The 24,195-nt window shown below is 57.3% G+C and carries 18 protein-coding genes; 10 read left to right on the top strand and 8 right to left on the bottom strand.

The window, feature by feature from the left end; translation table 11 throughout:
* Nucleotides 1-41 precede the first annotated feature (41 nt).
* Genes lepB through ilvA form a run of 3 tightly spaced genes read left to right on the top strand, consistent with a single transcriptional unit; the run spans nucleotide 42 to nucleotide 4,400 of the window.
* Nucleotides 42-2,129 (top strand): signal peptidase I, encoded by a 2,088-nt coding sequence (lepB, locus tag LOC70_RS21900; protein ID WP_230256101.1) that lies wholly within the window; start codon nucleotides 42-44, stop codon nucleotides 2,127-2,129.
* Nucleotides 2,130-2,149: 20 nt separating this feature from the next.
* Entirely contained in the window at nucleotides 2,150-3,136 is a 987-nt protein-coding gene (gene lptB, locus LOC70_RS21895; RefSeq protein ID WP_230256100.1) for an LPS export ABC transporter ATP-binding protein, read from the top strand.
* Nucleotides 3,137-3,152: 16 nt separating this feature from the next.
* On the top strand, nucleotides 3,153-4,400 hold the full coding sequence (gene ilvA / locus LOC70_RS21890) for a threonine ammonia-lyase (RefSeq protein ID WP_230256099.1): 1,248 nt from the start codon (nucleotides 3,153-3,155) through the stop codon (nucleotides 4,398-4,400).
* A gap of 15 nt (nucleotides 4,401-4,415) precedes the next feature.
* Here ilvA and LOC70_RS21885 read toward each other — a convergent pair whose 3' ends face one another.
* From LOC70_RS21885 to LOC70_RS21875, 3 genes are all read right to left on the bottom strand, one after another.
* Nucleotides 4,416-6,005 carry a sulfatase family protein gene (locus tag LOC70_RS21885; RefSeq protein ID WP_230256098.1) on the bottom strand — a complete coding sequence of 530 codons (1,590 nt, stop codon included), beginning with the start codon at nucleotides 6,003-6,005 and terminating at the stop codon, nucleotides 4,416-4,418.
* Nucleotides 6,006-6,196: 191 nt separating this feature from the next.
* Nucleotides 6,197-8,038, bottom strand: coding sequence for a Gfo/Idh/MocA family protein (locus LOC70_RS21880; protein WP_230256097.1), 1,842 nt, complete (start codon nucleotides 8,036-8,038; stop codon nucleotides 6,197-6,199).
* 16 nt (nucleotides 8,039-8,054) lie between these two features.
* Nucleotides 8,055-9,005: a DoxX family protein gene (locus LOC70_RS21875; protein ID WP_230256096.1), complete on the bottom strand. Its 951-nt coding sequence runs from the start codon at nucleotides 9,003-9,005 to the stop codon at nucleotides 8,055-8,057.
* 511 nt (nucleotides 9,006-9,516) lie between these two features.
* On the opposite strand from LOC70_RS21875, the gene queD reads away from it, so the two are divergent.
* On the top strand, nucleotides 9,517-9,930 hold the full coding sequence (gene queD / locus LOC70_RS21870; RefSeq protein ID WP_230256095.1) for a 6-carboxytetrahydropterin synthase QueD: 414 nt from the start codon (nucleotides 9,517-9,519) through the stop codon (nucleotides 9,928-9,930).
* A 96-nt stretch (nucleotides 9,931-10,026) separates the two neighbouring features.
* Here the strand turns inward: queD and rdgB are convergent, their stop codons facing one another.
* The 3 genes from rdgB to LOC70_RS21855 all read right to left on the bottom strand — a co-directional run bounded on the left by rdgB (nucleotide 10,027) and on the right by LOC70_RS21855 (nucleotide 13,564).
* Nucleotides 10,027-10,641: an RdgB/HAM1 family non-canonical purine NTP pyrophosphatase gene (gene rdgB / locus LOC70_RS21865; protein WP_230256094.1), complete on the bottom strand. Its 615-nt coding sequence runs from the start codon at nucleotides 10,639-10,641 to the stop codon at nucleotides 10,027-10,029.
* A gap of 5 nt (nucleotides 10,642-10,646) precedes the next feature.
* A complete protein-coding gene (locus LOC70_RS21860; protein WP_230256093.1) occupies nucleotides 10,647-11,825 on the bottom strand; it encodes a hypothetical protein in 1,179 nt (392 codons plus the stop codon).
* 149 nt (nucleotides 11,826-11,974) lie between these two features.
* Nucleotides 11,975-13,564, bottom strand: a complete 1,590-nt coding sequence (locus tag LOC70_RS21855; RefSeq protein ID WP_230256092.1) for a c-type cytochrome — start codon at nucleotides 13,562-13,564, stop codon at nucleotides 11,975-11,977.
* 195 nt (nucleotides 13,565-13,759) lie between these two features.
* Here LOC70_RS21855 and LOC70_RS21850 point away from each other — a divergent pair, with 195 nt between their 5' ends.
* Complete coding sequence (locus LOC70_RS21850; protein ID WP_255716323.1) at nucleotides 13,760-15,472, top strand: HEAT repeat domain-containing protein; 1,713 nt, start codon at nucleotides 13,760-13,762, stop codon at nucleotides 15,470-15,472.
* Here LOC70_RS21850 and LOC70_RS21845 read toward each other — a convergent pair.
* Nucleotides 15,400-16,071, bottom strand: coding sequence for a hypothetical protein (locus LOC70_RS21845; protein WP_230256090.1), 672 nt, complete (start codon nucleotides 16,069-16,071; stop codon nucleotides 15,400-15,402). The two genes, LOC70_RS21850 and LOC70_RS21845, sit on opposite strands and share 73 nt — an antisense overlap.
* A 189-nt stretch (nucleotides 16,072-16,260) precedes the next feature.
* Between LOC70_RS21845 and LOC70_RS21840 the strand changes: the two genes are divergently transcribed.
* Complete coding sequence (locus tag LOC70_RS21840) at nucleotides 16,261-19,317, top strand: CHAT domain-containing protein (protein ID WP_230256089.1); 3,057 nt, start codon at nucleotides 16,261-16,263, stop codon at nucleotides 19,315-19,317.
* 103 nt (nucleotides 19,318-19,420) lie between these two features.
* The gene (locus tag LOC70_RS21835; RefSeq protein WP_230256088.1) at nucleotides 19,421-19,810 is read left to right on the top strand and encodes a hypothetical protein; all 390 of its coding nucleotides are present in this window, start codon (nucleotides 19,421-19,423) and stop codon (nucleotides 19,808-19,810) included.
* A gap of 13 nt (nucleotides 19,811-19,823) precedes the next feature.
* Here LOC70_RS21835 and LOC70_RS21830 read toward each other — a convergent pair whose 3' ends face one another.
* On the bottom strand, nucleotides 19,824-20,708 hold the full coding sequence (locus LOC70_RS21830) for a hypothetical protein (protein WP_230256087.1): 885 nt from the start codon (nucleotides 20,706-20,708) through the stop codon (nucleotides 19,824-19,826).
* 398 nt (nucleotides 20,709-21,106) lie between these two features.
* Between LOC70_RS21830 and LOC70_RS21825 the strand changes: the two genes are divergently transcribed.
* The 3 genes from LOC70_RS21825 to nth all read left to right on the top strand — a co-directional run bounded on the left by LOC70_RS21825 (nucleotide 21,107) and on the right by nth (nucleotide 24,124).
* On the top strand, nucleotides 21,107-21,571 hold the full coding sequence (locus LOC70_RS21825; RefSeq protein WP_230256086.1) for a hypothetical protein: 465 nt from the start codon (nucleotides 21,107-21,109) through the stop codon (nucleotides 21,569-21,571).
* 108 nt (nucleotides 21,572-21,679) lie between these two features.
* Nucleotides 21,680-22,654, top strand: a complete 975-nt coding sequence (locus LOC70_RS21820; RefSeq protein ID WP_230256085.1) for a serine O-acetyltransferase — start codon at nucleotides 21,680-21,682, stop codon at nucleotides 22,652-22,654.
* 816 nt (nucleotides 22,655-23,470) lie between these two features.
* Nucleotides 23,471-24,124 (top strand): endonuclease III, encoded by a 654-nt coding sequence (gene nth, locus LOC70_RS21815; protein ID WP_230256084.1) that lies wholly within the window; start codon nucleotides 23,471-23,473, stop codon nucleotides 24,122-24,124.
* The last annotated feature ends 71 nt before the right edge of the window (nucleotides 24,125-24,195 follow it).

The raw sequence follows: 24,195 nt of genomic DNA, 5'->3' as shown, positions 1-24,195 counted from the left end.
AGACTGCTCCCTTCCAGCGATTTCCCCGTTTTTCGAACGTTATGAATCAACCGATCGAATCGAAAACCACCGCCGAGGACACGGTTTCCGAAGCACAGGCGGCTTTTGATGCCATGTCTGTTCCTCAGCAACGCGCCGCCGTTTTCCGCCTGCAAGGCTCCCGCGAAACGGTCGAAGCATTCGCGGTCGCGTTCATTTTGGCGTTGCTGTTCCGTGCGTTCATCGCAGAAGCCTTCGTGATTCCCACCGGATCCATGGCTCCCGCATTGATGGGTGCCCACAAAGACATTTTCTGCGACCAATGCGGCCAACAGTTTCCGATTGGCGCCAGCCTCGAAAACCGTACCCCGGCCCTCGAGAACGCGGTCGTCGGAGGCATTTGCCCGAACTGCCGCCACGTCAATTCATTGGACCTCGCCAACGATCCCAATCAACAAACGTTCAGCGGCGACCGGATTCTGGTCAGCAAGTTCGCCTACACACTGAAAGAACCTCAACGCTGGGACGTGATCGTTTTCAAAGTCCCCGTGAACCCAAAACAGAACTACATCAAACGATTGGTCGGTCTGCCCGGTGAAACGGTTTCGATCCGCCACGGTGACATCTACGCCCGTCCGAATTCAGAAGCCGCAAAAGCCGACCAGCCCGGTGACATCGACGGCAGCGATTTCGACCGCATCGAAAACATTGGACAAATCCAACGCAAGCCACCTGAAAAATTGCTCGCCATGAGCCACTTGGTTTATGACAGCAACCATCAAGCCAAAGCGTTGCTCGATGCGAACTACCCGTCTCGATTGCAGCCCTGGCAACCCGGTCAATCGACCGCCCCCGAGAACTCATGGAAAGTCACCGCGTCGCCCGATGGGTTGACTGCCACCGTGCAAGCCGAGGGCGACCAAACTCAATGGCTCCGTTACTACCACCGTTTCCCAACCGAATCTCAATGGCGAGATGCCATCGCGGGAGGTTCCCTGGCAGACATCGATCCTCAAAGCGGTCGATTGATCACCGACTTCTATGCCTACGACGCTTACCTGCATGTGGACTCGGACCGAGTCTACGACCTGAAACCAGCTCCGGGTGCGTCGCTCTTCAAACGCTTGCTGGGTCAGAGCCGAACGGCCGGTGTCTTCAAAAGCAATTACGAATCCGGCGGCGACTTGGCACAGTTTCGAGGCACGGTCGTTTACGGCGGTTCCAATCATGGCTCGGAAGGAATCCACTGGGTCGGCGATTTAATCGTCACCCAAGACATCGAGACCTCCGGCGACGCAAAACAACTTCACTTGGAAATTGTCGAGGCTGGCGTCCGCCATCTTTGCCACATCGATCTGCAAACGGGCAATGCCACGCTGTCGTTGGAAATGGGCCGGTCATCCGCAGAACCCCAGTCGTTTAAGTTCGATGGCAACGACAATCTCAGTCCAACGGCACAGACGTCAATCCGCGCCGGACAACGTCACGCGATTCGCTTCAGCAACGCGGACAACCAACTGACGCTGTGGGTCGATGACGAAGTGATCACGTTCGAAACGCCGACCACATTCGACTTCGCCGCGATCGTTCCTCCCGATCAGAATCAACCGCAATACGATGGGGCGGGAAATCCGTTGGACGCTGCTCCGGTTGCGATCGGTGTATCAGGTGGCTCCGCTGAACTGCATCAAATGCTGATCCAACGCGACAAGTACTACATCGCGGTCAACAACAGCAACGATGGCATGTTGGACTACGACATGGGGCGACTCCGACGCTTTGTCGGTGCCGGCTCACAAGCCGACGAAATCGTTCGCGACATTCAAATTTTGATGGGCGAACCAACCATTTGGTCCGAGTTCCCCGGCTGGGAAGCTCGCCGCACCGTTTCCTTCCGAATGGATGAAGACCAGTTCTTCCCGATGGGCGACAATAGCCCCGAGAGCCTCGACGCTCGCTGTTGGGCAGGAAACAAAACTCGATTGGGGATGTATCAAAGCCCCGATGAAGACGCCTACAAATTCGCGGATGTTTCGTACGTGCCTCGCGATCTGTTGGTCGGCAAAGCCTTGCTGGTCTTCTGGCCGCACCCATGGAAAAAACCCCTTCCGTTTTGGCCTAACTTGGATCGCATGCAACGCATCAAGTGATGCATCGAAAGGAATCGAACATGACGGATCAATTCACTCCCACCTCATTTCCTCAACAGGACACCGAGGCGAACGCTTTCGCATCGTCATCCGAACCGGTGCTGGAAGCCGTCGGGCTGCAAAAGACTTACGGACGACGACGCGTGGTGGACGGCGTCAATTTGCATGTCGGCGATGCGGAAATCGTCGGCTTGCTGGGCCCCAACGGTGCTGGAAAATCAACCAGCTTCCGAATGATTTGCGGGCTGGTGCAACCGGACCAAGGCCGCGTGTACCTCAGCGGACAGGACGTCACGGACTGGCCCATGTTCCGGCGTGCTCGCGATGGTCACATGGGCTACCTGCCCCAGGAACCCAGTGTCTTTAAGAAGCTGACGGTCGAACAAAACATCTCGGCTCTGTTTGAATTGCTGGGCGTCGGCCGCAAAGAACGCAAGGAACGCACCCAAGCGTTGCTGGAAGAGTTCAACATCACTCACATCCGCAAAAGCCGGGCAGCGGGATTGTCCGGAGGTGAACGTCGTCGACTCGAAATCGCGCGCTGCTTGGTCTCCAATCCTCGAATTGTGATGCTGGACGAACCGTTCGCGGGGATTGACCCGGTCACGGTCCAGTCGATCCAAGGCGTCATTCAACAGCTCCGCGATTCAGGCATCAGCGTGTTGATCACCGACCACGCCGCGCGAGAGATTTTGACCACGGTGGATCGTTGTTACGTGATCTACCAGGGCCAAGTCCTGATTGACGGCACGCCTGACGAAGTGAAGCGGCATCCGAAAGTCCGCGAAGAATATTTAGGTGACCTCGATGCGGCAGCGGGCGTCCCAATGGATGAAACGGCAAACCGCCCCGCTGCCTCTCCCCCGGCACCTCGCCCAACTAACATGGCACCAGGCCCATCCGCGGCGGCACCCAACATCCGTCCGGACGCGGCCCATCCACAACCTTCCGCACCCGCGGCACAACCGCGTCGGCAAGTTCCACGCCGACGTGTGACTGACGTTTGAACAGAACTGCATCCACATGACTTCATTGATCGCCGCCGAACGTATCCGAGCGGCACGCGAACGCATCGCTGGTGTCGCACGGCACACGCCTCTGATGCGGAACGCTCGCCTTTCCGCCACTTACGACGCGGAGATTCTGCTCAAGCGTGAAGACCTGCAAGAAGTCCGCAGCTACAAAATTCGCGGGGCTTACAACCGCATGTCGCAACTGAGCGACGAACAACGGGCCGCGGGAGTCGTCTGCGCCAGCGCCGGCAACCACGCTCAAGGATTCGCCTACGCATGCCACGCCATGAAAATTCGCGGCCGAGTTTTCATGCCCGCCGTGACACCCAAACAAAAAGTTGACAAAGTCAAGTTGTTTGGCCAGGAACACGTCGAGGTGATCCTGATCGGTGACACCTTTGATGACGCGGCCTCGCAGGCCCACCTCGCTACCGCCGAAGGATTGACCTACATCCCGCCCTTTGATGATCCAGCAATCATCGAAGGACAAGGAACCGTGGGGTTGGAGATTCTCGAGGACCACGCGGAACCAATCGACTATGTGCTTGTTGCCGTTGGTGGCGGAGGACTGATCTCGGGTCTGGGCAGCGTGTTCAAACAGCTTTCGCCATCGACCAAGATCATCGGGATCGAACCGGCCGGCGCTCCTGCTATGCACGACAGCCTCCGCCGGGGCGAAGTGATCACGCTGGATAAGATCGACAACTTTGTCGACGGTGCCGCCGTGCGTCGTGTTGGCGATTTGAATTTCCAGATTGCGCAAGAAGTCATCGACGACATGGTCTTGGTTCCCGAAGGCAAAGTGTGCAGCGTCATGCTGCAGCTCTACAACGACGAAGGCTTGGTCGTTGAACCGGCGGGTGCGTTAGCGATTTCCGCTTTGGAACAACTCACCGAAGAGATTCGTGGCAAGACGGTCGTGTGCATTGTCGGCGGCAGCAACAACGACATCACGCGCACCGAAGAAATTCGCGACCGAGCAATGCTTTATGAGGGCTTGCAGCATTACTTTATCATCAAATTCCCGCAACGTGCCGGCGCACTTCGTGAGTTCCTGAACAACGTGCTGGGGCCCACCGATGACATCACCCACTTCGAATACACGCGGAAACACAATCGAGAAACGGGGCCCGCACTCGTTGGCCTCCAAGTCGCCCACCGGGACGACTACCAAGGCTTGCTCGACCGGATGACCAAACACAACATCGAATTCCAGGTCGTCAACGAACAACGCATGCTGTTCGAACTGCTCGTTTGAGCACCGCTGTTCCAATCACGATCCCACGATCGACTTCAACAGCAACTTCATTTCTTCCCGTTTCGCCGCATTGGATTCGTACAGATTGCGAGTCTCACCAGGGTCGTCCCGCAGGTTGTAGAGCTGACCGGGAAAACCGTCCTCCACGACGCCAGCCGAATGTGGCTTCATCAATGGACTGTCGTACCGATTACCTCCGGACCCTGCGTGATCCAAATATTTCCAATCACCGGCTCGCAGTTGAAATTCGCCGCGAAAACTTTGCGTCAACATGTACGGGCGAATGCTCTCACCATCGTCAGCATTTCCCAATAACTCCGGCAGCAGATTGAAACTGTCTTTCGCCGCGTGCGCTGGCATGTCCGCCCCAACGGCGGCAGCGAGCGTCCTGAACAAGTCAGTCGTGTTGATCAACTGATTCGATACTCGTCCGGGTGCAATCTTGCCGGGCCATTTGATCATCATCGGAACGCGGTGCCCGCCTTCCCATCCATCGCGTTTCATGCCTCGCCATCCGCCCGCCGGATCGTGATTGTGATCTGCACGCATCCAGATCGTATGCATTGTTTCCGGACCATTGTCCGAGTTGAAGACAACCAAGGTGTTGTCGTCCACGCCAAGCTCCCGCAACAGATCCAATAGCTGCCCGGTCAAAGAGTCCAACTGTCGAACGAAGTCTCCCCGAGGCCCCGCGTCCGTCTTGCCGGCATATTGCGGACCAGGCAGCACCGGGGCATGAGCGATCTGAGTCGACACCACCGCGAAGAACGGCTGATCACCGCGTGCCTCAACATGGTCTTTTAGAAAATCGCTGGCCTTCTCGAAGAACAGTTCATCGACATCGACGAATTGGTATCCCGGTGACTTCCAACCTTCGTCGTTGTCCCATCGCCACTTCCCGCCCGGATTGGGCAGGGTGTTCCGCAGATGACGTTGACTCGCTGGCACGGGAACCATCCCGTTTTCGATGTACAGATACAGCGGGTCAGTTGTCGGGCAGTTGGGTGTGATGAACGACACATCAAATCCGTGTGCATTGGGACCATCCACCAGCGGCGTGCTCTTTTCGTAGTCGATCTGATCGACATCTCGAAACCCGCCCCGCAGTTGCTTGCCTTCGCGATCCACCCACGTCAGCCCGACGTGCCACTTGCCAAAGACCGCAGTGCGATAACCGACGGATTTCAGCATTTCCGCAATGGTCCAATCCTCCGGCGTGAGATAGCTGGGACCGCTGGCTCCTTCAAACGCCGTCACACGTCGCCCGGTGCGAAACACACATTGCCCGCTGAACAATCCGTAACGAGACGGAGAACAAATCGTGCACGGACTGTGCGAGTCCGTGAATCGAATGCCTTCCGCCGCCAATTGATCCAGCCGCGGTGTTTGATAAGCCGCTTCCGCGTTGTAGCAAGACAGGTCCCCATACCCCAGATCGTCGGCATACACGATCAGAATGTTGGGCAGGATGCTAATCCGCGAACGATCCGCCTGTCCGGGATCACGATCGTCACCGAATGACGTGGTTTGCTGCATGCCGAGCATCAGCAACCACGCCACCATTCCAAACAGAGTCACCCGACATCGCACGACCATCAAAGACATCCGGGAAACAGAAATTCGGTCCATCATCAAGGCTGGCTCAGCGGTTCGGATTGGTCATCGTTCTGTCACGTTAACGAGGACGTTATCTTAGCCAACGACCATCGAGCGAATGGCGTTGCCGGTCCCGCACCGCGCACGAAAAACGGCGACCGAAGCCGCCGTGTCGCATTTCGAATTCCAGAAGCAACGACTTACGCCACTGGCTTCTTCATGAATTCGGTTTCGGTCTTGATATCGCTGTCGTCCGGAGTTGCATCGCTATCGATGTCGAACCACTCCTCTTCGAACTTCAGGTATCCGCTTTCGCCCTTTGCCGAACGCTTCAGAGCCACGTTGGTTCCCAGTGCGATGACGGCGTCACCCATGGCGACTTCGGGGTAGCAACGAGGACGGTTTTCGCCGTCTGGGTTGCGGATGCAGTAAGCCCAGTGCTCGATTTCTTCGCGATAACCACGGCTGACAGGTCCAGCCGACGCCGCTTGTGCAACAGGTGCCGCGTAGTCGCCGCTGGCTGAAGTATCCAACGCGAAACCGGCGTCCTTCTTGGCCACACCGACTTTGCTGCTGGTGTCGCTGTTGCGGTACAGGTAAACGTCGGTTTCTTTGTCCAAGATCAACGTCCCCTTGGTTCCCATGACGACCTCACCCCAACCGCCGAAGCCGTTGCCGTTGATCGACGAGTAGGTCACAACAACTTTCTTGTTCGGATCGGTGTCGTAACCAGCCACGGGACCGTTGCCGGGGCTGTCTGGATTCGGATAGCGTTCAACTCGGTCGTAATAACCAACGTCAAACGTGCTGCTGTATTCCGGCCCAGGGAACTCGAACATGCAGTAAACGTGGTCGCCGACTTCGCGATCCACCGGCATGATGTGACGACCACCCACGGCGTGAACGCTCAGTGGATGCACCTTCTTTCCGTCGTCGCGGAGCGAGCTGAGGAAGATGCTGACCGCGTCCAGTTGGTGACTGCCGAGTTCGGCCATCAAACCCGCACCGGTGCGATCGAACAATCGCCAACGATGCAGCTCTTCCATCGCGGTGAACATTTTGTCGCCGACGGAGAAATCGTTGTAGCCAAATTCCTTCGGATTCACGTTCTTGTCAGCGTCCCAAGCGGTCCACTGAGCGATCTCGTTTTGCAAACGAACCATCTCATCGGGATCCGTCGTCTCCGCCAGCAACTTCTGACGGTGAGCGATGTCTTTCGCGATGCGGTCAAAGTTCTTGCCATTGACCATTTCTCCACCGGGGATCGGCATGGACCAACTGTCGGCACCGGGAACGTTGCCACGGTGCCACTGAGCACGAATGTGGTGAAGCTGACCGAGCAATCCCCAACGGATCAGGTTGATCGCGTCTTGATACTTGACGTTGTAGTGACGCTGGTGACCGGTCGCCAAGTGAATGGGATTGCCATTCTTGTCTTCCATTTCACCCGCCATTCGCGACATGACTTTGCACTGTGCCACGTTGTGGGCCATCAGTTTTTCAGTCAGCACATGCAGGCCACGTTCCATCGCCTGAGCCGCAACGGGAGCGTGCAAGAACAACGGCAATGCGATGATCACCGCTTCGATGTCGGGATCGTCCAGGCAAGCCATGATGCCGCCGTTGGAACCGTCGTAGACCTTCACGTTCTTGCGTGCTTCGGCTTCGTCCTTGTAACCAGCCACGCTGATCAATCCAGGCCGACGCTTCAGAGCCGAGGATGACGACCAATCGCCATGGAACGCTCGGTGTTGGCTGAAGGGGCGGATGTCGCAGATTGCTTTGACGTCAACATATTCCGGGTTGCAACCACCGATCAGCACGTTGCCCTCGTCCCCCGTCCCGATGACCGCGACTCGGACCGGATCGGTGACTTTGCCGTATCCAAAGTAAGCCGCACCCAGACCGGCACCGCTGACCGCCCCTGCAGCGACGATGCCGCGGAGAAAATCGCGACGGTTGACGTCGTAGTAACTGCCGACGGCGGAATAGTAATTGTGTGAGCCGACTTCTTTTTGATCGGCGTTGAGCTTATCTACCATTTGAGTGGACTCCCGGTCACGCAGTGGCGGCGTCATTGCCGCAGAATTTTCGGATGATGAGATGCAAAAAGAAATCGAGCCCGGCAAAGCGTCCCGCCCCCGTGGCGGCCAACACGAAGCATGCCATGCACTCGATCAGCTGATAATTGCTGGAGGTCGGCCCCGTTTCTGGCGGGTACTGGCTCAAAAAGACAGAACCGAGAAAACCAGCGGCAGCTAACGCGGCGACCGGGGTGAAAAGCCCCAGCAACAAACACCAACCCACTGCCATGTCAAAGTAAGGCACCAAGCGATCAATCACGCTGGTGTCCATCATTTGCAAACGCGGCCTCACCAGTTCATACGCAAGGTAGCGGGACTGTTGTTCCGGCGTTGCCAGTTTGTTTTGTGCGGTTTCGTAATTCTCCCAAATCGCATCGATTTGCGAGAACACAGGACCAATTTTCTGCGCCAGCTCTTTTCGGACGGCTTCTCGCTGACCGCTCAACGAGCTGACTCCGCCAGCCACGCTATCGGCATCCAAATCGTCGACTCGGCCCAGGCCCAGTTCGAACTCCTCGATGTCGTTGGCATTCAGCTCGATGACGTATTCGTATTGCTGGACCGCTTTGGCGTAGTTGTTTTGCGCCGCTGCTGTTTGCTTTTCGTCAAACCCAAAATGCTCGCCAATTCGGTCGCGATAGACGGCCCAAACGACTTTGGTCTGCTCCAGATCCAACCGCATGGTGCCGTCGTAGTCCCAGACCATTTGGCGGAAATGCCCCGCAAAAGGACCTTTCGCGTTGGCAAAGAAAGGCTTGGCGGACCAGTTGCCCGCCTTGTATTTGTCCACTCCTTCGGTGATGAAGTGGAACCCGATCGTGAGTCGAAGCAGGGTGAGCATCACCACCGCGATCGTTCCTAACAGCCGGGGTGAGAGTCCCCATCCAACGGCCAAACGCAAAGGGGAAAGCAAAAACTTGGCCACCGAGAATGGGCTCCGTCATAGGCAGGCAGGAAGGAGAAGGCCTCGGGTCGAGAACGCACATTCCTCGTCCATCGCAAACCCTGCGACGCCAAGGATCGTTCAATTCACAGCGAGCACCTCCAGTGAAGGGGGAACGCTCATTATGGCAACGAATTGACCGTTCGCCAAGCGATCGTCTACAGATTCGCACCATTCAAATCGCACATTTCGTTTCGCCGGACACGTTCGACGGATTGTGGGGGTCGACAAACCTACGCGGATCAGAAACCTTTTCGGCTTTCGGGCCATACTGTTCGTCAATCCGCCACCCGAATCGACATCCGGTCGCGGCACGACGCCACCGAGTTTCGAACGCGATAGCTCACGCCCCTCGGACCCTCGACACATCCCCACAATAGAAACGGGTCCGCGTCACGGGGGCAATGTCACGCGAGCCGCCCGAGAAACTCCACCGCGTCACGCGGTCACTCCAGTCACACCAACCAGGAACCATTCTTTGTCCATTCGAATCATGCGTCGTTTCACCTTCTGCGCCGGACACCGCTTGGTGGGGCACGAGGGCAAATGTCAAAACTTGCATGGCCACAACTACGTCCTGGAGGTCTACGTGACCGGGAAAGAACAGGACGCCGTGGGACGCATTCTGGACTTCAAGCAATTGAAAAATCGCTGCAAGGACTGGATCGACGAGAACTGGGACCACACGTTCGTGCTTTGGGACCAAGACCAAAACGGCCTGGACGCGATCCGCAGCAGCGAACCCCATCGCGTCTACGAGATGGACAGCAACCCAACCGCCGAGAACATGGCCAAGCATTTTCTCGAAGATGTCTGCCCAAAGATCCTCGGCGACTCCGGTGCGGAAGCCTACAAGGTCCGCCTCTGGGAAAGCGAAGAAACCTACGCCGAAGTCGAACTCGACTGAGCCAATCCACGAACCAGGCCAATCCACCGACCAGGCCGATCCACCGACCAGGCCGATCCGCGAACAAGCTGGTAGATCTTCACCGCGACCGCAGAGTTATGCTTCGTCTAGCGAGCGAATCAGTTTGAGCAGTTTGGGGATGAAGACCCGCAACGCTCGCGAGCGATGACTGAGCGCTCGCTTCACGGTCAGGTTCAATTCGCCGAAGGTCTTGTGATACTCGGGAACGATGAACAGCGGGTCGTAACCGAAGCCGGCACCGCCGCTGCGTTCGCTGGCGATTCGCCCTCGGCAAAACCCGGACTCCGCGAGCCGAACATTTCCGGCCGGGTCCGACAAACACAAGTAGCAATTGAACTGCGCCCCGCGACGTTCCGGCGGGACACCGTCCAACTCACGAAGTAGCTTGTCGTTGTTGGCTTCGTCGTCACCATGCGTGCCGGCGTACCGAGCTGAAAACACGCCGGGCTCACCTTTCAGTGCGTCCACCGACAAACCACTGTCCTCGGCCAACACCCAGCGGTTTAAGTGCTTGGCTTGCTCGGTGGCTTTCTTGGCCGCGTTCTCGGCAAAGGTCGCACCGTCTTCCACCACGTCAATCGATTCGGAAATCTCTGACAAGGCGGTCAACGACACAGTGTCCTCCGGCAACATCATGCGAAGTTCAACAAGCTTTTTCGCGTTGCCGGTACCCAAGACCAAATCAAACATCGAAATCAGCGTCCAACCGCGGCACTGTAGAAACTGCGTTTGCTGATCTTTGGAATCGCGATCGGCAACGGCTGAACGTCAAACGGAATGTTGTCGATGTGTTTGGCGGCCACGCCGTCGCCACCCGCACGATTGACTTGGCTGGCGATTTTGGGATCAACGTTGAAGGCGCGATAGGTGCTCATGATCGACTTGATTTCCGGAGCGTACTCGAACCCACCGCCGGGCAATTCTTGCCCCAATGAATCAAAACTTCCGATGGTCACGATCGAACGTGTCCGGTCGTGGTACTGGTAAGCCTCCTGGCCTTCAGCACGCAAAGCACGAACCATCTTGGCCGCGTCCATCGCCATGCGATCCAAACGCTTCATACTGGGCTGGAATTTCTTTTCTTTCTTGCCATCCACGATCGTGTTGTAGCCTTCAAACGTCCGCACGACGACGGTGAACTTGCCATTGCACTCCAACAAACTGAATTCTTTATCTTCGTTCAGCTTGCGAACAAACGAATCCACCTCAGGTGATTCAAAGTAATCTTCCGGCAGCATTGGATTGCGAATCAAGAAAGCCTTGGCCATCGCGCCCAGACCTTCGTCGCCTTTGCGTTTGGTGAACTTTTGCTGCAAGGCCTTCACCGCCGTGACCGGATTGCGAAGATCCAACTCGGCAGCCATCTCCTTGTCGTCATTGAAGATTGGCAGGGTGGCTGATTTGATTCGCTTCAAGTCATCTGCGACCTGTGGATGTTCCGAGTGGTCATACTCACCAACCAAGACAGCGTGGGCTTCATATTGGATCGCATTGGCGTAACGCATGCGACGACGCGGTGCCTGCGTGCCACCGGTCACCTGAATGCCCGATGAAGGTGCGGCCACTTCGCCGGAGAAATCAAACTCCTCTTCATAGATGTAAGCGGGCAAGTTCAGGTTTTGACGAACTTCCAACGCCAAACGCTCGGCACGCTCTTTCGACCCCGCACCCACAAACGTGTGTGCCAGGATCAACCACGGGCCTTCTTCTTCGCTCAATGAATAAGTCTTGTTTTGGTCCGCTTCGACCTGCTTCCCGCGTTTGAACATTCGCAGAAACGGAGACGTCTGAGCAGTGGCGGACGAAGACCCAACCAATCCGGTTGCGGCCACGGCGAGGATTGCGATCAATCCGAAGCGAAGCGAACTGTTCATCAAAACCTATTCCTGAATCGAAACTGACGGTGTGGGCTGTTTAACCGGGCCTCCGCTCGCTTCAGTCATCTGTCGAATGCATCGCCAAAGGACTGAAGGACGAGACCTGTCCCGTCATTAGCAAAAATGCCAATTTCGAATCAAGTCAATCACAACGTTTTGAGGTATTCCAACACGGCTTGCTTCTCCGGTTCAGTCAGCTCGTTCGGATAGTCGTGCCCCTTGGCGCTCTTTCCAACCCGTGACGTGTCGAAGTAGCTGCGGCGGACTTGAACATCGGGTTGGGTCAACGGCACCTTCTCAGCCAATTCGATTTTGAACCCAACTCGCTCCTCGTCCATCGACTCATCCACCCGACGCCAAAGTTGAGGGCGATCCTCGGGGTGCAACACGTGCCAAAGCGTCGGCACGCTGCCGTTGTGAAAATAAGGCGGGCTGGCCCAAACGCCGTCCAGTGGCGGTGCCACGTAACCCTCAGGATCGACCAGCGTTTCCTGCCGCACACCCTTCGCATCCCGGGCGAACCAAGAATCAGCATAGGTTTGGCGTCCCGCGACGGTCAGGGCTTCGAAGCGAACCGGATCCGTGCCGATTTCATCGATCGGCACCATTTGATTCGGATAGTCCCCACCGGCCCCGTAGGTTCCGTGACAACGAGAACAGTTGTCGTTGAAAAGATGACGTCCCGTTTCGGCCAAGTCCTCGTCGATCGGGCCTTCGTACTTGGGCGGCCGAAGCGCAGACAGAAACGCGAAAACGTCTCGGAAGTGATCTTCGTTGTCTCGATAGAAGTCCGGCCCGTTCTCCGGAACCAGCGTGAACTGCATCAGCCCGCGATGGCCTTTCTGTGCAAATCCATCGATGTACAGATAGGGTCGCTTGTGAAAATGCCACCACGGCGGTGCATCCATGTCGTGGTGAGTGAATGACACCGGAGTCCGCTGAACAACGTTCAAATTCGCGTCGCGGTAGTGCATCAGTCCCATGCCAAACACCACCGCGTTGGTCGTTCCATTGGTCGTCCCCAGCGGAATCACCATGGATCCCAATTCCATCCGCCCAAGAGGTTTGCCCATTCGGAACTTGGTGCTGCGAACTTCCTCGGTCAATGTTTGTAACGCATACCGGTTGTTCGGGGCTCCCGGCGTTGGCACGCCGTAGACCGAACCTCCGTGGCACGACAAACAGTTCATTGTCCATTGGCCGTCTTCATCCACGACATACTGCATCGGTGGGCCCGGATAATTCGGTTGATTGCCTTTTCTGAGTACCGACTCGTCCAAGTCAAATCTCGCCACCAAGTCCCCGGTCTCCGATGATTCAACCCGCAGCGTTGGCCGGGGCGACAGCCCATAGCGTTGATAGATCAATCGCTGACGTTCCTCGAGTGACGCTTGCGCGGCTTTGGCGCGAGCCTCCGGTGGCCAACTTCGCCAAATGTCATCGATGACCTCCTGTGAGAAATCACCTGGCAACAGTGGCAATTCGGTCAATACCTCCCAGCCTCGGCGAATGGCATCCCGTTGTTCAACGTCGCCCGGTTCAACGTCCCCCGTCTGCTCGACCGTGAATTGTGTCTCGACTGTGGATTGCGTGACGGCTGTTTTTTGCTTCGCAAATCCACCCGCGGAAACGTTCAGCGAACACACCAAGCAAACCAACCAAACACACCATCCCCAACGACGCGATACGAAGATCACGAACGGATACGCTGGTTTTCGCTGCACGAATTGAGTCATGCGTCCATCAATGAAGAGGAAATCGTCGGAACGAGGTGGGAAATCGCGTATTGTCGTCTGGACCGCAATCGCACCCGTATTTTAACGCCCTGTCCACCTCGCACGGGATGGCTGGTCTTGTGGTGGCTCGCTCGGATTGACTACTTCCAACAGCAACTGTGGCCAAAATCCATCGACGCACGTCCTTGCCAGCTCATGATTGCAACATTTCTTCTTCGAAACCGTTTTCTCAGGCTGGTTTGTCTCACACTTGTGCTCACGCACGCCGCTGGCTGCACGTCGTTGTGGAATCGCAACAAGGACGACGATTCGAAGAATCCTCAACTGTCCAAGTTGCTCAAGGTTCCTGATCCACCGGATTTGGTTCGCGAAGCCGCGATTCCTCACGGGATGCAAAGCGTTCGGATCAACGGAGTCGCGGTGGTGAACGCTCTGCCCAACACCGGCGGCCCCGCACTGCCATCCAGCTTTCGCGAAATGCTGCTGGAGGAAATGAAACGCAACGAAATCCCCAACCCGAATGAGTTTTTGGAACAAACTGACACCGCTTTGGTCCAAGTCCGAGGTGTCATCCCGCCGGGCGCCCGCCGCGGCGATGTCATTGACCTGGAAATCCTGACGCCACCCAAAACCGAAGCCACCGATTTGCACGGTGGATGGTTGCTGGACACTCGCATGCGTCACCAAAAGGTGCTCGACAGCGCGATCCGCAGCAGCGATGTGTTGGCCATCGCCACTGGCCCCGTGTTGACGCGAGCTGACCACGAAGGCGACGAAGACGGAGCCCTGCGAGTTCAAGGATCAGTCCTTTCGGGCGGCATGATTCAAAACGATCGTAAGCTCGGTCTGGTGCTTCGTCCGGACTATCAACACGTCAAGATGTCAGCCGCAATCGCACAAGCCATCAACGCTCGGTTTTATTTCTTTGATGGCACCACACGACGAGGCATCGCCGAACCGATCGAAGATGACTTCATCGAATTGGACGTTCACCCGCGATACCGCAACAACGTCGCGCGGCTGATGACCGTGGTGCGTGCCATCGGCGTCGCTCCAGAATCATCCGGCACACAAATTCGCCTGACCAAGCTCGGCGAACAAATGAAAAACCCCGCCAAGGCCGCCGACGCGGCGTTGCAACTCGAAGGCCTCGGCGAACCCGCCATCCCCACTTTGATCGAAGCCGTTGGCTCCTCCAATCCCGAACTGCGTTTCTACGCCGCCGAGGCACTCGCCTACCTGGACCGCGAAGAAGCGATCGATCCACTGATCGCGGCTGCCCAATCGGAACCCGCCTTCCGCGCACCAGCACTGAAAGCTCTGGAGGACATGGATCACCACAACGTGGTCGATGGACTCAAACGCTTGCTCGATTCGCCAAGCCTCGAGACTCGCTACGGCGGTTTTGCCACACTTCGCGATCGCAAAGACACCAAGCACTCATTGGCCGGTCAAAATCTCCGCGGTACCTATCGCCTTTATCAGATCCCATCGAAGGCGTCGGCCTCGGTCGTCGTATCGCTGCATCGCAAACCAGAAATCGTGCTGTTCGGCGACGTTCAACCTTTGAAGATCGACACGTTCTTTTTGGGCCCTTCGGGAATCATGATTCGTAAAGTCGCCGAGTCCGGACAGCTTCGCATCAGCCGCTTTCAAGCTGGCAAGGATGATGCATTTGCTGAAGTCGACAATTCTCTTGCGGGCATACTGGAAGGCTTGACCGAAGTGGGTGGCGGATACGGTGACGCGATCGCGCTGCTTCGCATGGCCAAGACCAAAGGCATCCTCGCCGATCAACTCGCGTTTGACCCGCTTCCCAAACACATGCGGACTTACTATCGCGACGACGCAGATGGCGATTCGGAGAAAGACAACGGTGAAACGTCGCCGGCCGACGAAGACTCCTGAGTCGACCTTCGACGCTTCTTTTCGCGTTTGGAAACGATCACGCTGACGATCGGATAAACGCACAGCCCAACGACCGCCATCACGAGGTTGAGCAAGACGCCTTGCACGATGGTGGTAACCACGGTGGCGAAGAAACTCAGATCGTTGCCCTCACCGACCTGCCCGGTGAACCCAGTGACGAACATGACCGCCAGCATTCCAAAAAACATGTCGGTCACCATCCCGACGGGAACGGCCAACGACGCGATCAATCGCAAGATATAGACCGTCCGCATTGTCAACTGCACACGACGCGAACGTCGCCACGGTCGTGGCCGGGTGATGTAGTCGCCCCACACATATCCCGCGATGAAGATCCCGATTCCGACCAACATGCCGATGGCCTGTTGTCCAGTCACGATGAAACCGAGATAGAAGCTTGGGATCGCGGCGATCCCGCAAATCAACGACCACTTCAGGACGGTCCAACCAAACGTTGGAAACGGTTTGTCCGCGGGATCGACCTCAGGAAGCCACGCATCCAAATCCTCTTCGGTCCCCGCATGGGAGGTAGTGGCATACGGATTGACCGGTTCGGTGTTGGATTCCTCGAAGCTCATACGACCAGCATAACCCGTTGGGACGATTCACTCGGAAGGCGTCACGGAATCTCCCTAGACGGAATCAGCGATTTCTTCGTTTCAGGGACGCGGCACGGATAGAATGCGAAGATGGTCCCTTTCCCCATCTTTGCTGGCTCGATTGTGCATCCATCAACGAAAATCAAACGATCTTGGACGCCCCGGTTCATGGCTTTGGTTTGCCTGACCCTCGTCACAACGCTCTGTGCAAACTCGCGTCTTTCTCAAGCCCAAGGCTTCGGTGGCGTCGCTCAAACGGGCAACCAATATCCACCACAAGCCTACTACACCGGGCTGAAAATCTATCGGGACGGTGACCTACGAAACGCGGTGGAAGCCTTTGAATCAGCGCTGCGTAGTGCACGGACCGACATCAACGGGAAATGGATCGACGCAATTCCGGCTCACGCCATGTTGGCCGAATGTTACTGGCACATGGGTCACCTTCCGCTTTGCCGAACACACCTCGATGCGGGCATGCGAATCACCATCCAGAATCGTGGCTGGTTGGGCGCGATCGACTGGAGCGGCCTGGATCGTGGCGGCGCGATCAAAGCCGGAAAGAGCAACTTGTGGCCCGAAGCCAACGCGATTCGGTTGGCTCCCGTTCCAAACAGTCTGATGCTGCAAAGCGGCGAATTTCTGACCGAGCAACGTTTGCAACAGGGCGGACGCATCGAAGCTCCCAATCTGATTCGCATTGACGCTGTCGAGATCATGCGCTGCATCGCGATGATGATGTATCGACGCCGTGTCATCATGGGCGACCTGTCCGCGACGGAACCTTTGGCCGCGGAAGTGATGGAATCCACCAAGTACCCCAGCGGGCTGAACTCGCCCGGTGGCCGCACGCTGATCGGTGCCATGCGTGGCATCGGACAATACGCGGTCGGCGAAGACACCACGGTGATGGACCGTGCGGGCAAGTATTCCATGTTGGGCGGATCAGTTCACTCCATGACACCGATGATGTTGGTGGCTGGCGTGGCGGTGGGCATCCAAGGCGACAACACTGGCAACCTCGATCCCAACGCGTCGGCAACCTTGGTCGCCACGTCCCAACGCGCGGTCAATGCCGCGGCGGCGTTGGAACAATACGAGCTGATCGGCGAAGCATTGCAGTTGGCCGTGGGCGCCGCCGATTCACGGCAGTTCAGCACCGTGGAGAAATCAGCGATCCTCGCGGGACAAACCCTAATCCGCGAATCGCGTTTGGCTTCGTTGCACTGTTACTTGGTCGCCGCCGATGCGGCCATCAGTGCCGGGCGGGTCGACGCGGCAGCCGAAAGCATGGCGGTTGCCATTGAAATTGCAGCCCGTCGTGACGTCGACTTCCCGCGTTTGGAAGCCTACGGAGCCTACGTCGCGGCACGCATCGCTGCCGCACGCGGCGAATCGCTGGGCGGATCCGAAGGCAAACTGACCAACGCGATGGGATCGCTGAATGACTTCGTGAACAACCGTCGCGATCGCAATCGCCCCGTGGTTTCCATGCCCTCGCATTACCAACTCGGCTTGGTCCAATCTGTGATGGGTCGTTCGATCGGCAATCAATCAGCGAAGAACTTGCTCGACTACTTCACGTCTCCCGTTTCGATGGCCACTTGGCGACGTGATCCCGTTGATGCGATTGCTCTGATTGGACTGGACACCACGCCGCTTCATCGCAGCCGATTGGACTTGGCTGTGGGAGAGAACAACGGCGTGGATGCGTTGCAGGCGACCGATCGAATTCTGGCGGCTCGATTGGCTTCGGCATTGCCACTGCGAGGTCGAGTGATGGACGTTCGTGCGTTGGTCACGGATCCCGTGGATACGTTTTGGCCTTCTGCAAAAAACATGATCGCTCAACCGTCGCCGCTGCTGAACGAATTGCGCCAGAACGTTCAAGCTTCCTTGCGTGATGCCGGGCAAGACGATCAACCGCGAGACCCATCCATTGCGGCGAGGCAGGAATCCATGGCGACGCAGATCGCTTTGCAACGTCTTCAAGTCCCCGCGGTTTGTCCGCCAGCGGTCGCCGCCGAGGACGCGACCAAACTTCCCGCCGGCACCGGGTTGCTGACTTTCATGGTCGACGGAAACCGAATCGTGGCAACCATGACTCGGGATGGCAACACGGTGGGCTGGTTGTGCCCCGCCGGCCGGCGAATGCCGACGATGCTGCAAAAGCTGTTGTCCGAAATCGGCGCCAATCGAAATCGCGGCAAGCGATTGCCCGACGACGATTCTTGGCGTGAATCAGCATCCAAACTGAAGGAGATGCTTTTCCCCAAAAATGCAAATTGGTCCGAAAGCGGACTGCAGCAGTTGATCATCGTTCCCGATGGACCGCTTTGGTACTTGCCGTTTGAGCTGTTGCCCGCCAGCGAAGCCGATCTGGCAACCGCGGATGAGAATGTTGCCGACGACGCCCAAACCGAAGATGCGCCTAACGATCCAGCGACCGATTCGCGGCTGTGGGCGGATTCGTTTCAAATTACCTACGCGCCGACACCTGGACTCGCGCTTAGGGACGTCGGCACCACCACCGAAGCCCAACGAGTCGCGGTGGCCGCTGGCACCTTCTTCGCCCCGCGACAACAAGAACTCAATCAGCAAATGATCGATGAGATGCTGGCGGCCGCCGACGATCCCATCCACTGGTCCTTGGGTTCAGCTCCGCCCACTGACCGCCTGGGTCTGGCCGTCGGGCATTTGCTGATTGCGTCTCCGGTCACACCGAATGTTGCCAACCCCGTCGCCACGATGTTGATCCCGAACAATTCGGCTTCGCCTCGCACGGACAACTTTGGACCATGGGATTCGATCAAGGGCTGGATACGTTTCCCGGCCAGCGGTCCACGCACGGTGGCCTTGCCTGGTTATCGGACGGCTGCGGGAGCCAACAAACTGGGCGACGGATCTGAGATTTTCTTTCCCTTGGCCGCACTTCGTTGCAGCGGCGTTCGTGAAATCACGATGACACGATGGGTGACCGGCGGACAATCCGCAGCAACCGTCACGGCGGAACTGATCAACGAAACGCCGCACACCAACCTCACTTCAGCGACTCGGCGAGGGGTGTCCTTGCTTCGACAAGCCGATCTGTCGGTCGACGGAGAACCGTTGCTTGGCAAAGCCGACGAGGACTCGCAACCAATCCAAGGCAGCGAGCCTCTGTTCTGGTCAACCTACCTAACCAGCGGATCGCTTGGATTGGCACCGCCCAGCAGCGAAGAGTGAGTTACCGGACGCGGGTGCATGCCATATGCGATGAAGACGTGCTTCCGTTCGGTATGATGTCGGGCGGAACGCTCCCAATCTGGCAACCAACTCCGCGTTGATCATGACCAATCCGTATCAACCACCTCCGGTCGACCCGGAACCCATTCGCCATCGATGTCCGGTGTGCCGAGGACCGATCAACCGATGGCAATTCTTGTTTCCGTTTCAACACTGTGAACATTGCGGGAACTATCTGACGATCCGTCATTGGGGACAAAACTCATGGTGGTGGGTTTTGTCATTGATCGCCGTGACCAGCTTTCCAATTTTCTTACGAGCCAATCATTACATCCAATCAGATCCACCCGTGCTTTCCATCTTGATTGGATGGAACATTCTGTGGGTACTGTATGAAAAGCTATTTGGGCAGATCGTTCCCGCGTTCTGCTGGGGACTGCTGGCGGAGCGTAACGACGACCGTTCCCAGCCTGAGACTCCGCCTCTGCGTTGAGCCTTTCGGATTCTCATGCACCGGTGTGCGAAACCATCCGCGGCGGCGCGTAGGGGTTCAGCGAATCGGTGCCGGCAGGCTCGGCAAGTTCCCGAACGTCTTCGGGCATCGAGATGGGTTCGTACTCACTGCCGCGAGCGATCTCGCAAACGGCTTCGACCATTTGGTCACGCTGACGCCGTCGTTCCGCCGACCCCATTTCCGCGAATGAGAAATCGCGATAGATCACGGGGATCTCTTCGGGACCATCCACCGTGCGGACATAGATCATCGCGGCGTGCAGTTGGGTCCACCCGCCCGCCGGCGAAAACGATTGCGGCATCGCCCCCAAAATACATTTCGGCGGAAAATGGTATCGCTGACGATCGCCTTCCATCCAAACCCCGTCTTCGTCAATCCGCACGTAAACGAGATCCGCCGCGGTTTCCATCCGCAGCAACTTCCAACGGTCTTTGGGAACCACCTCACAGAATCGCGATGAGGCGTCGCGAGGCTCGACGATCGCGTGACGGCGTTTGGCAATCACGCGACGCAAACGACGAGCGAGCAACCAGTGGAACGGATACTCTTCGTATCGCGTCACGATCAGCGTTTGAAAGGCTCCGACGGTGATGGCAGCGATCGCCGCGGCCGCCAGACCCAACATGCCGATGAGCGATAGACCGGGCGCGAAGAAGAATCCTCGTATGGCAATCAAGATCATCGCCAACGCGGAAAAACTCAGCGTGGCATGAAACGCAGTGATCGCGAGCAAAGTCACGATTTGACGAAACCAGTGCAGAACGCGTCCGGGCGACTCATCCGGCAAATCAGTGCCGAAGCGTTGGATGGACGCGAAATGGCTCGACATCGGCTCGGATGTTTTCGCGGAGGGCGATGTGGATTGCGATGAGGTCATGACTCCCGCCTGCTGGAGAATTCGCGTCGCCGCCGTTCATGTCCAGCATGAAAAGGCCTGCGTCGCGATGACGCACCACTCAGACTAACGCTGTGATCTGCTAGTTGCACGCGAATTCACGGGAAAACGCCTGCATGCCACCGCGATTCTATCCGGTTGGTCCAGTCGCATTTGGCTGGTGGATCGTTGGGTTTTCGCCGTCTTTTTGGCCACACATCGCTCAATTGTCAATCTGGGTAAACCTTGCCGCCCGCCTCCGGCGACTTCTGGCGCGGTTGGTGCGATTGTGTGCATCGAATCAATGCCAACGGCCGAAACGAAGGGTGAAAGAAAAGCTCGTATCACGTGCCGGAGCCTCGCCTCTGGCACCCAATTCATATTGGATGGAAGGGTTCGGAATGAATCGTTGGCTCTTACTCGGATCGATGGCCGGAATGCTGATGATCAGCACCGGATGCCTTCACCACAACACTCGTGGCGGATGTGCGACTGGCAACTGCGGCGTCGCGACTTCTGATTGCGGTTGCGGCAATGGCTCGTGCAACAGCGGAACCTGCGGCGATGGCTCGTGCGGTCGCGTCGGCAGCGGCGGATTGCTCGGCAAAACCCGCGGCCGTTTGGTTGGCTGCAAAACCGGTTGCCGAACCTCCGGCTGCGAAACGGGTCCTTTGGGATGGCAGCAAGGCGGATTGGGCTACAGCTCGCACTTGAACCCAGGTCTGCTGGGCCACGGTGCGGCGGCTCAAATGCAAGCTCAGCCATTCACCCCAGGTGCGCCGTCTGCCCAAGTCGCGTATCCTTACTATACCCACCGCGGTCCCCGCGATTTCCTGCTGGACAATCCGCCCAGCATCGGCCCCTGATCTGAATCAGGACATTTTGATCGAGCCCATCCCAGGCACACTCGCCTGGGATGCTCGATTCCGGTTCGCCGGTGAATTTGTTTCGCAGTCGCTCGAAGGAGTTTTGGCGTGGCATCCGATTTTCGGCTGAAAGAGCAGTTGCCTGAATTGACCGAACAGGTCGTCAGCACCTACACCAAGGATGATTCCATCAATCATCTGGGTCACTGCCCACTGCCCAGCTACACCGCGGTTGTTGACATCCTGTTGGATCTCAAGGACATCCTGTATCCGGGGTACAAGCGAAACACGAATCTGCATGCCGGCAACATTCGCTATCACGTCGGCGGTCTGATCGATTCTCTTCACGATCAGCTAACCACGCAAATCGCTCGTGCACTGCGTCACGAGCACCGCGTGCTGCAGAATCACAAGGATTGCGAGACCGACATCGATTTCGAAGCCAAGGGTCAAGCCATGGCGATCGAGTTGCTCAAGCGAATTGTCAAACTCCGTCGCATGCTGGCAACGGACGTGCAAGCTGCCTTCGACGGCGACCCGGCTTGCCAAACGACCGACGAAGTCGTGTTCTGCTACCCCGGTTTCGAAGCCATCACGGTCTACCGAATCGCACACGAATTGGTGCAGTTGGACGTGCCCTTCATTCCTCGAATGATGACGGAATGGGCGCACAAACAAACCGGGATCGACATTCACCCCGGTGCAACGATTGGTGAGTACTTCTTCATCGATCACGGAACCGGTGTCGTGATTGGTGAGACCTGCCACATTGGGAACCATGTGAAGCTTTACCAAGGGGTGACCCTGGGTGCACTGAGCTTCCCAACCGATGCCGATGGTCAATTGATCCGCGGCCAAAAGCGTCATCCGACGATCGAGGATGAAGTGGTTGTGTACGCCAACGCAACGATCCTGGGCGGACGCACGGTGATCGGCCGCGAATCGGTGATCGGTTCCAGCGTTTGGATCACGCGCAGCGTTTCGCCGGGAACGACCGTGGTGCTCGAAAAGCCGCAATTGAAAGTTCGCGGATCAGACGAACCCGCCGACGAGTTGCGTCCCGAAGTCAATTACCAAATTTGACAGCGGCAGTCACGGCAAGCATGCCGTTCAGCGCAATCACCCCAACGCCATGTCCCACACGGCATTCCCCGTAACGTGTGTCGGTACGGCATCCCCTGTAGGCCATGTCTCACATGGCATCCCGGCCCGATGCTTCGATAGAAGCGAGGCGTCCATCGATGGATGTTGATCGCTCGATCAGGGCAACTCACTCGGCATTTCACCCTCGTCAGGCGGGGCCTGACCTACACGAGGGTGTTCTTCAAAGACCGTAACCCATGTCGCACACGGCACCCCCTGTAGGCCATGTCTCACATGGCATCCTGGCCCGATGCTTCGGCAGAAGCGAGGCGTCCATCGATCGATATCGATCGCTCGATCGGACCAACTCGCCCGGCATTTCACCCTCGTCAGGCGAGGCCTGACCTACACGAGGGTGGTCCTCGAAGACTGTAACTCATGTCGCGCACGGCATCCTCCGTAGGCCATGTCTTACATGGCACCCCGGCCCGATGCTTCGATAGAAGCGAGGCGTCCATCGATGGATGTTGATCGCTCGATCAGGGCAACTCACTCGGCATTTCACCCTCGTCAGGCGGGGCCTGACCTACACGAGGGTGGTCCTCGAAGACCGTAACTCATACCGCGCACGGCATCCTCCGTAGGCCATGTCTCACATGGAATCCCGCCCCGATGCTTCGATAGAAGCGAGGCGTCCATCGATCGACATCGATCGCTCGATCGGGGCAACTCGCTCGGCATTTCACCATCGTCAGGCGAGGCCTGACCTACGCGGTACTGGATGGTGAGGTTGGGTTCAATCGTTATATTGCGGCGATGTTGAAGCAAGAACGAGCCACCGTCATCCTCCAGCGTCTGAACACGCTGTATCCCGACCCGCCGATTCCGTTGGACCACACCGACGAGTTCACATTGCTGGTCGCCGTGTTGCTCAGCGCGCAATGCACGGACAAAAAGGTCAACGAGGTCACCCCCGAACTATTCCGAGTCGCGGGCACACCGCAGGCCATGCGTGCCCTCGGTGAAGAAGGCATCTTGGAGATCATCCGGCCGCTGGGGCTCTCCAAGCAAAAAGCGAAATCATTGGCCAAGCTATCTGGGATGCTGATCGACCAGCACGACGGCCAGGTTCCCAACACCTTTGAAAGCCTGGAAGCCTTGCCTGGCGTGGGACACAAGACCGCCAGCGTGGTCATGTCCCAAGCGTTTGGGTTTCCTGCGTTCCCGGTGGACACTCACATCCATCGATTGGCCCAGCGTTGGGGACTGTCCAGCGGGAAAAACGTGGTGCAGACCGAAAAGGACCTGAAGAAGCTCTTCCCCGAATCCTCGTGGAACAAACTGCACCTGCAGATCATCTTCTACGGAAGAGAGCACTGCACCGCCCGAGGATGCGATGGCCGCGTCTGCGACCTTTGCCGCGAATTGTATCCCAACCGACGCAAGCCCGTTGTTTGGAAAAAGCCCTAGTCCGCAGGCAACGCGCATAAAAAAACGCTCGAGCCAGCAACACTGCCGGCTCGAGCGTCCCAAAGTCCTTC

The sequence above is a fragment of the Rhodopirellula halodulae genome, assembly GCF_020966775.1.
Taxonomy (GTDB): Bacteria; Planctomycetota; Planctomycetia; order Pirellulales; family Pirellulaceae; genus Rhodopirellula; species Rhodopirellula halodulae.
Note: the sequence above shows the minus strand (reverse complement) of the source record. Positions and strands in the feature narration are given on the sequence as shown.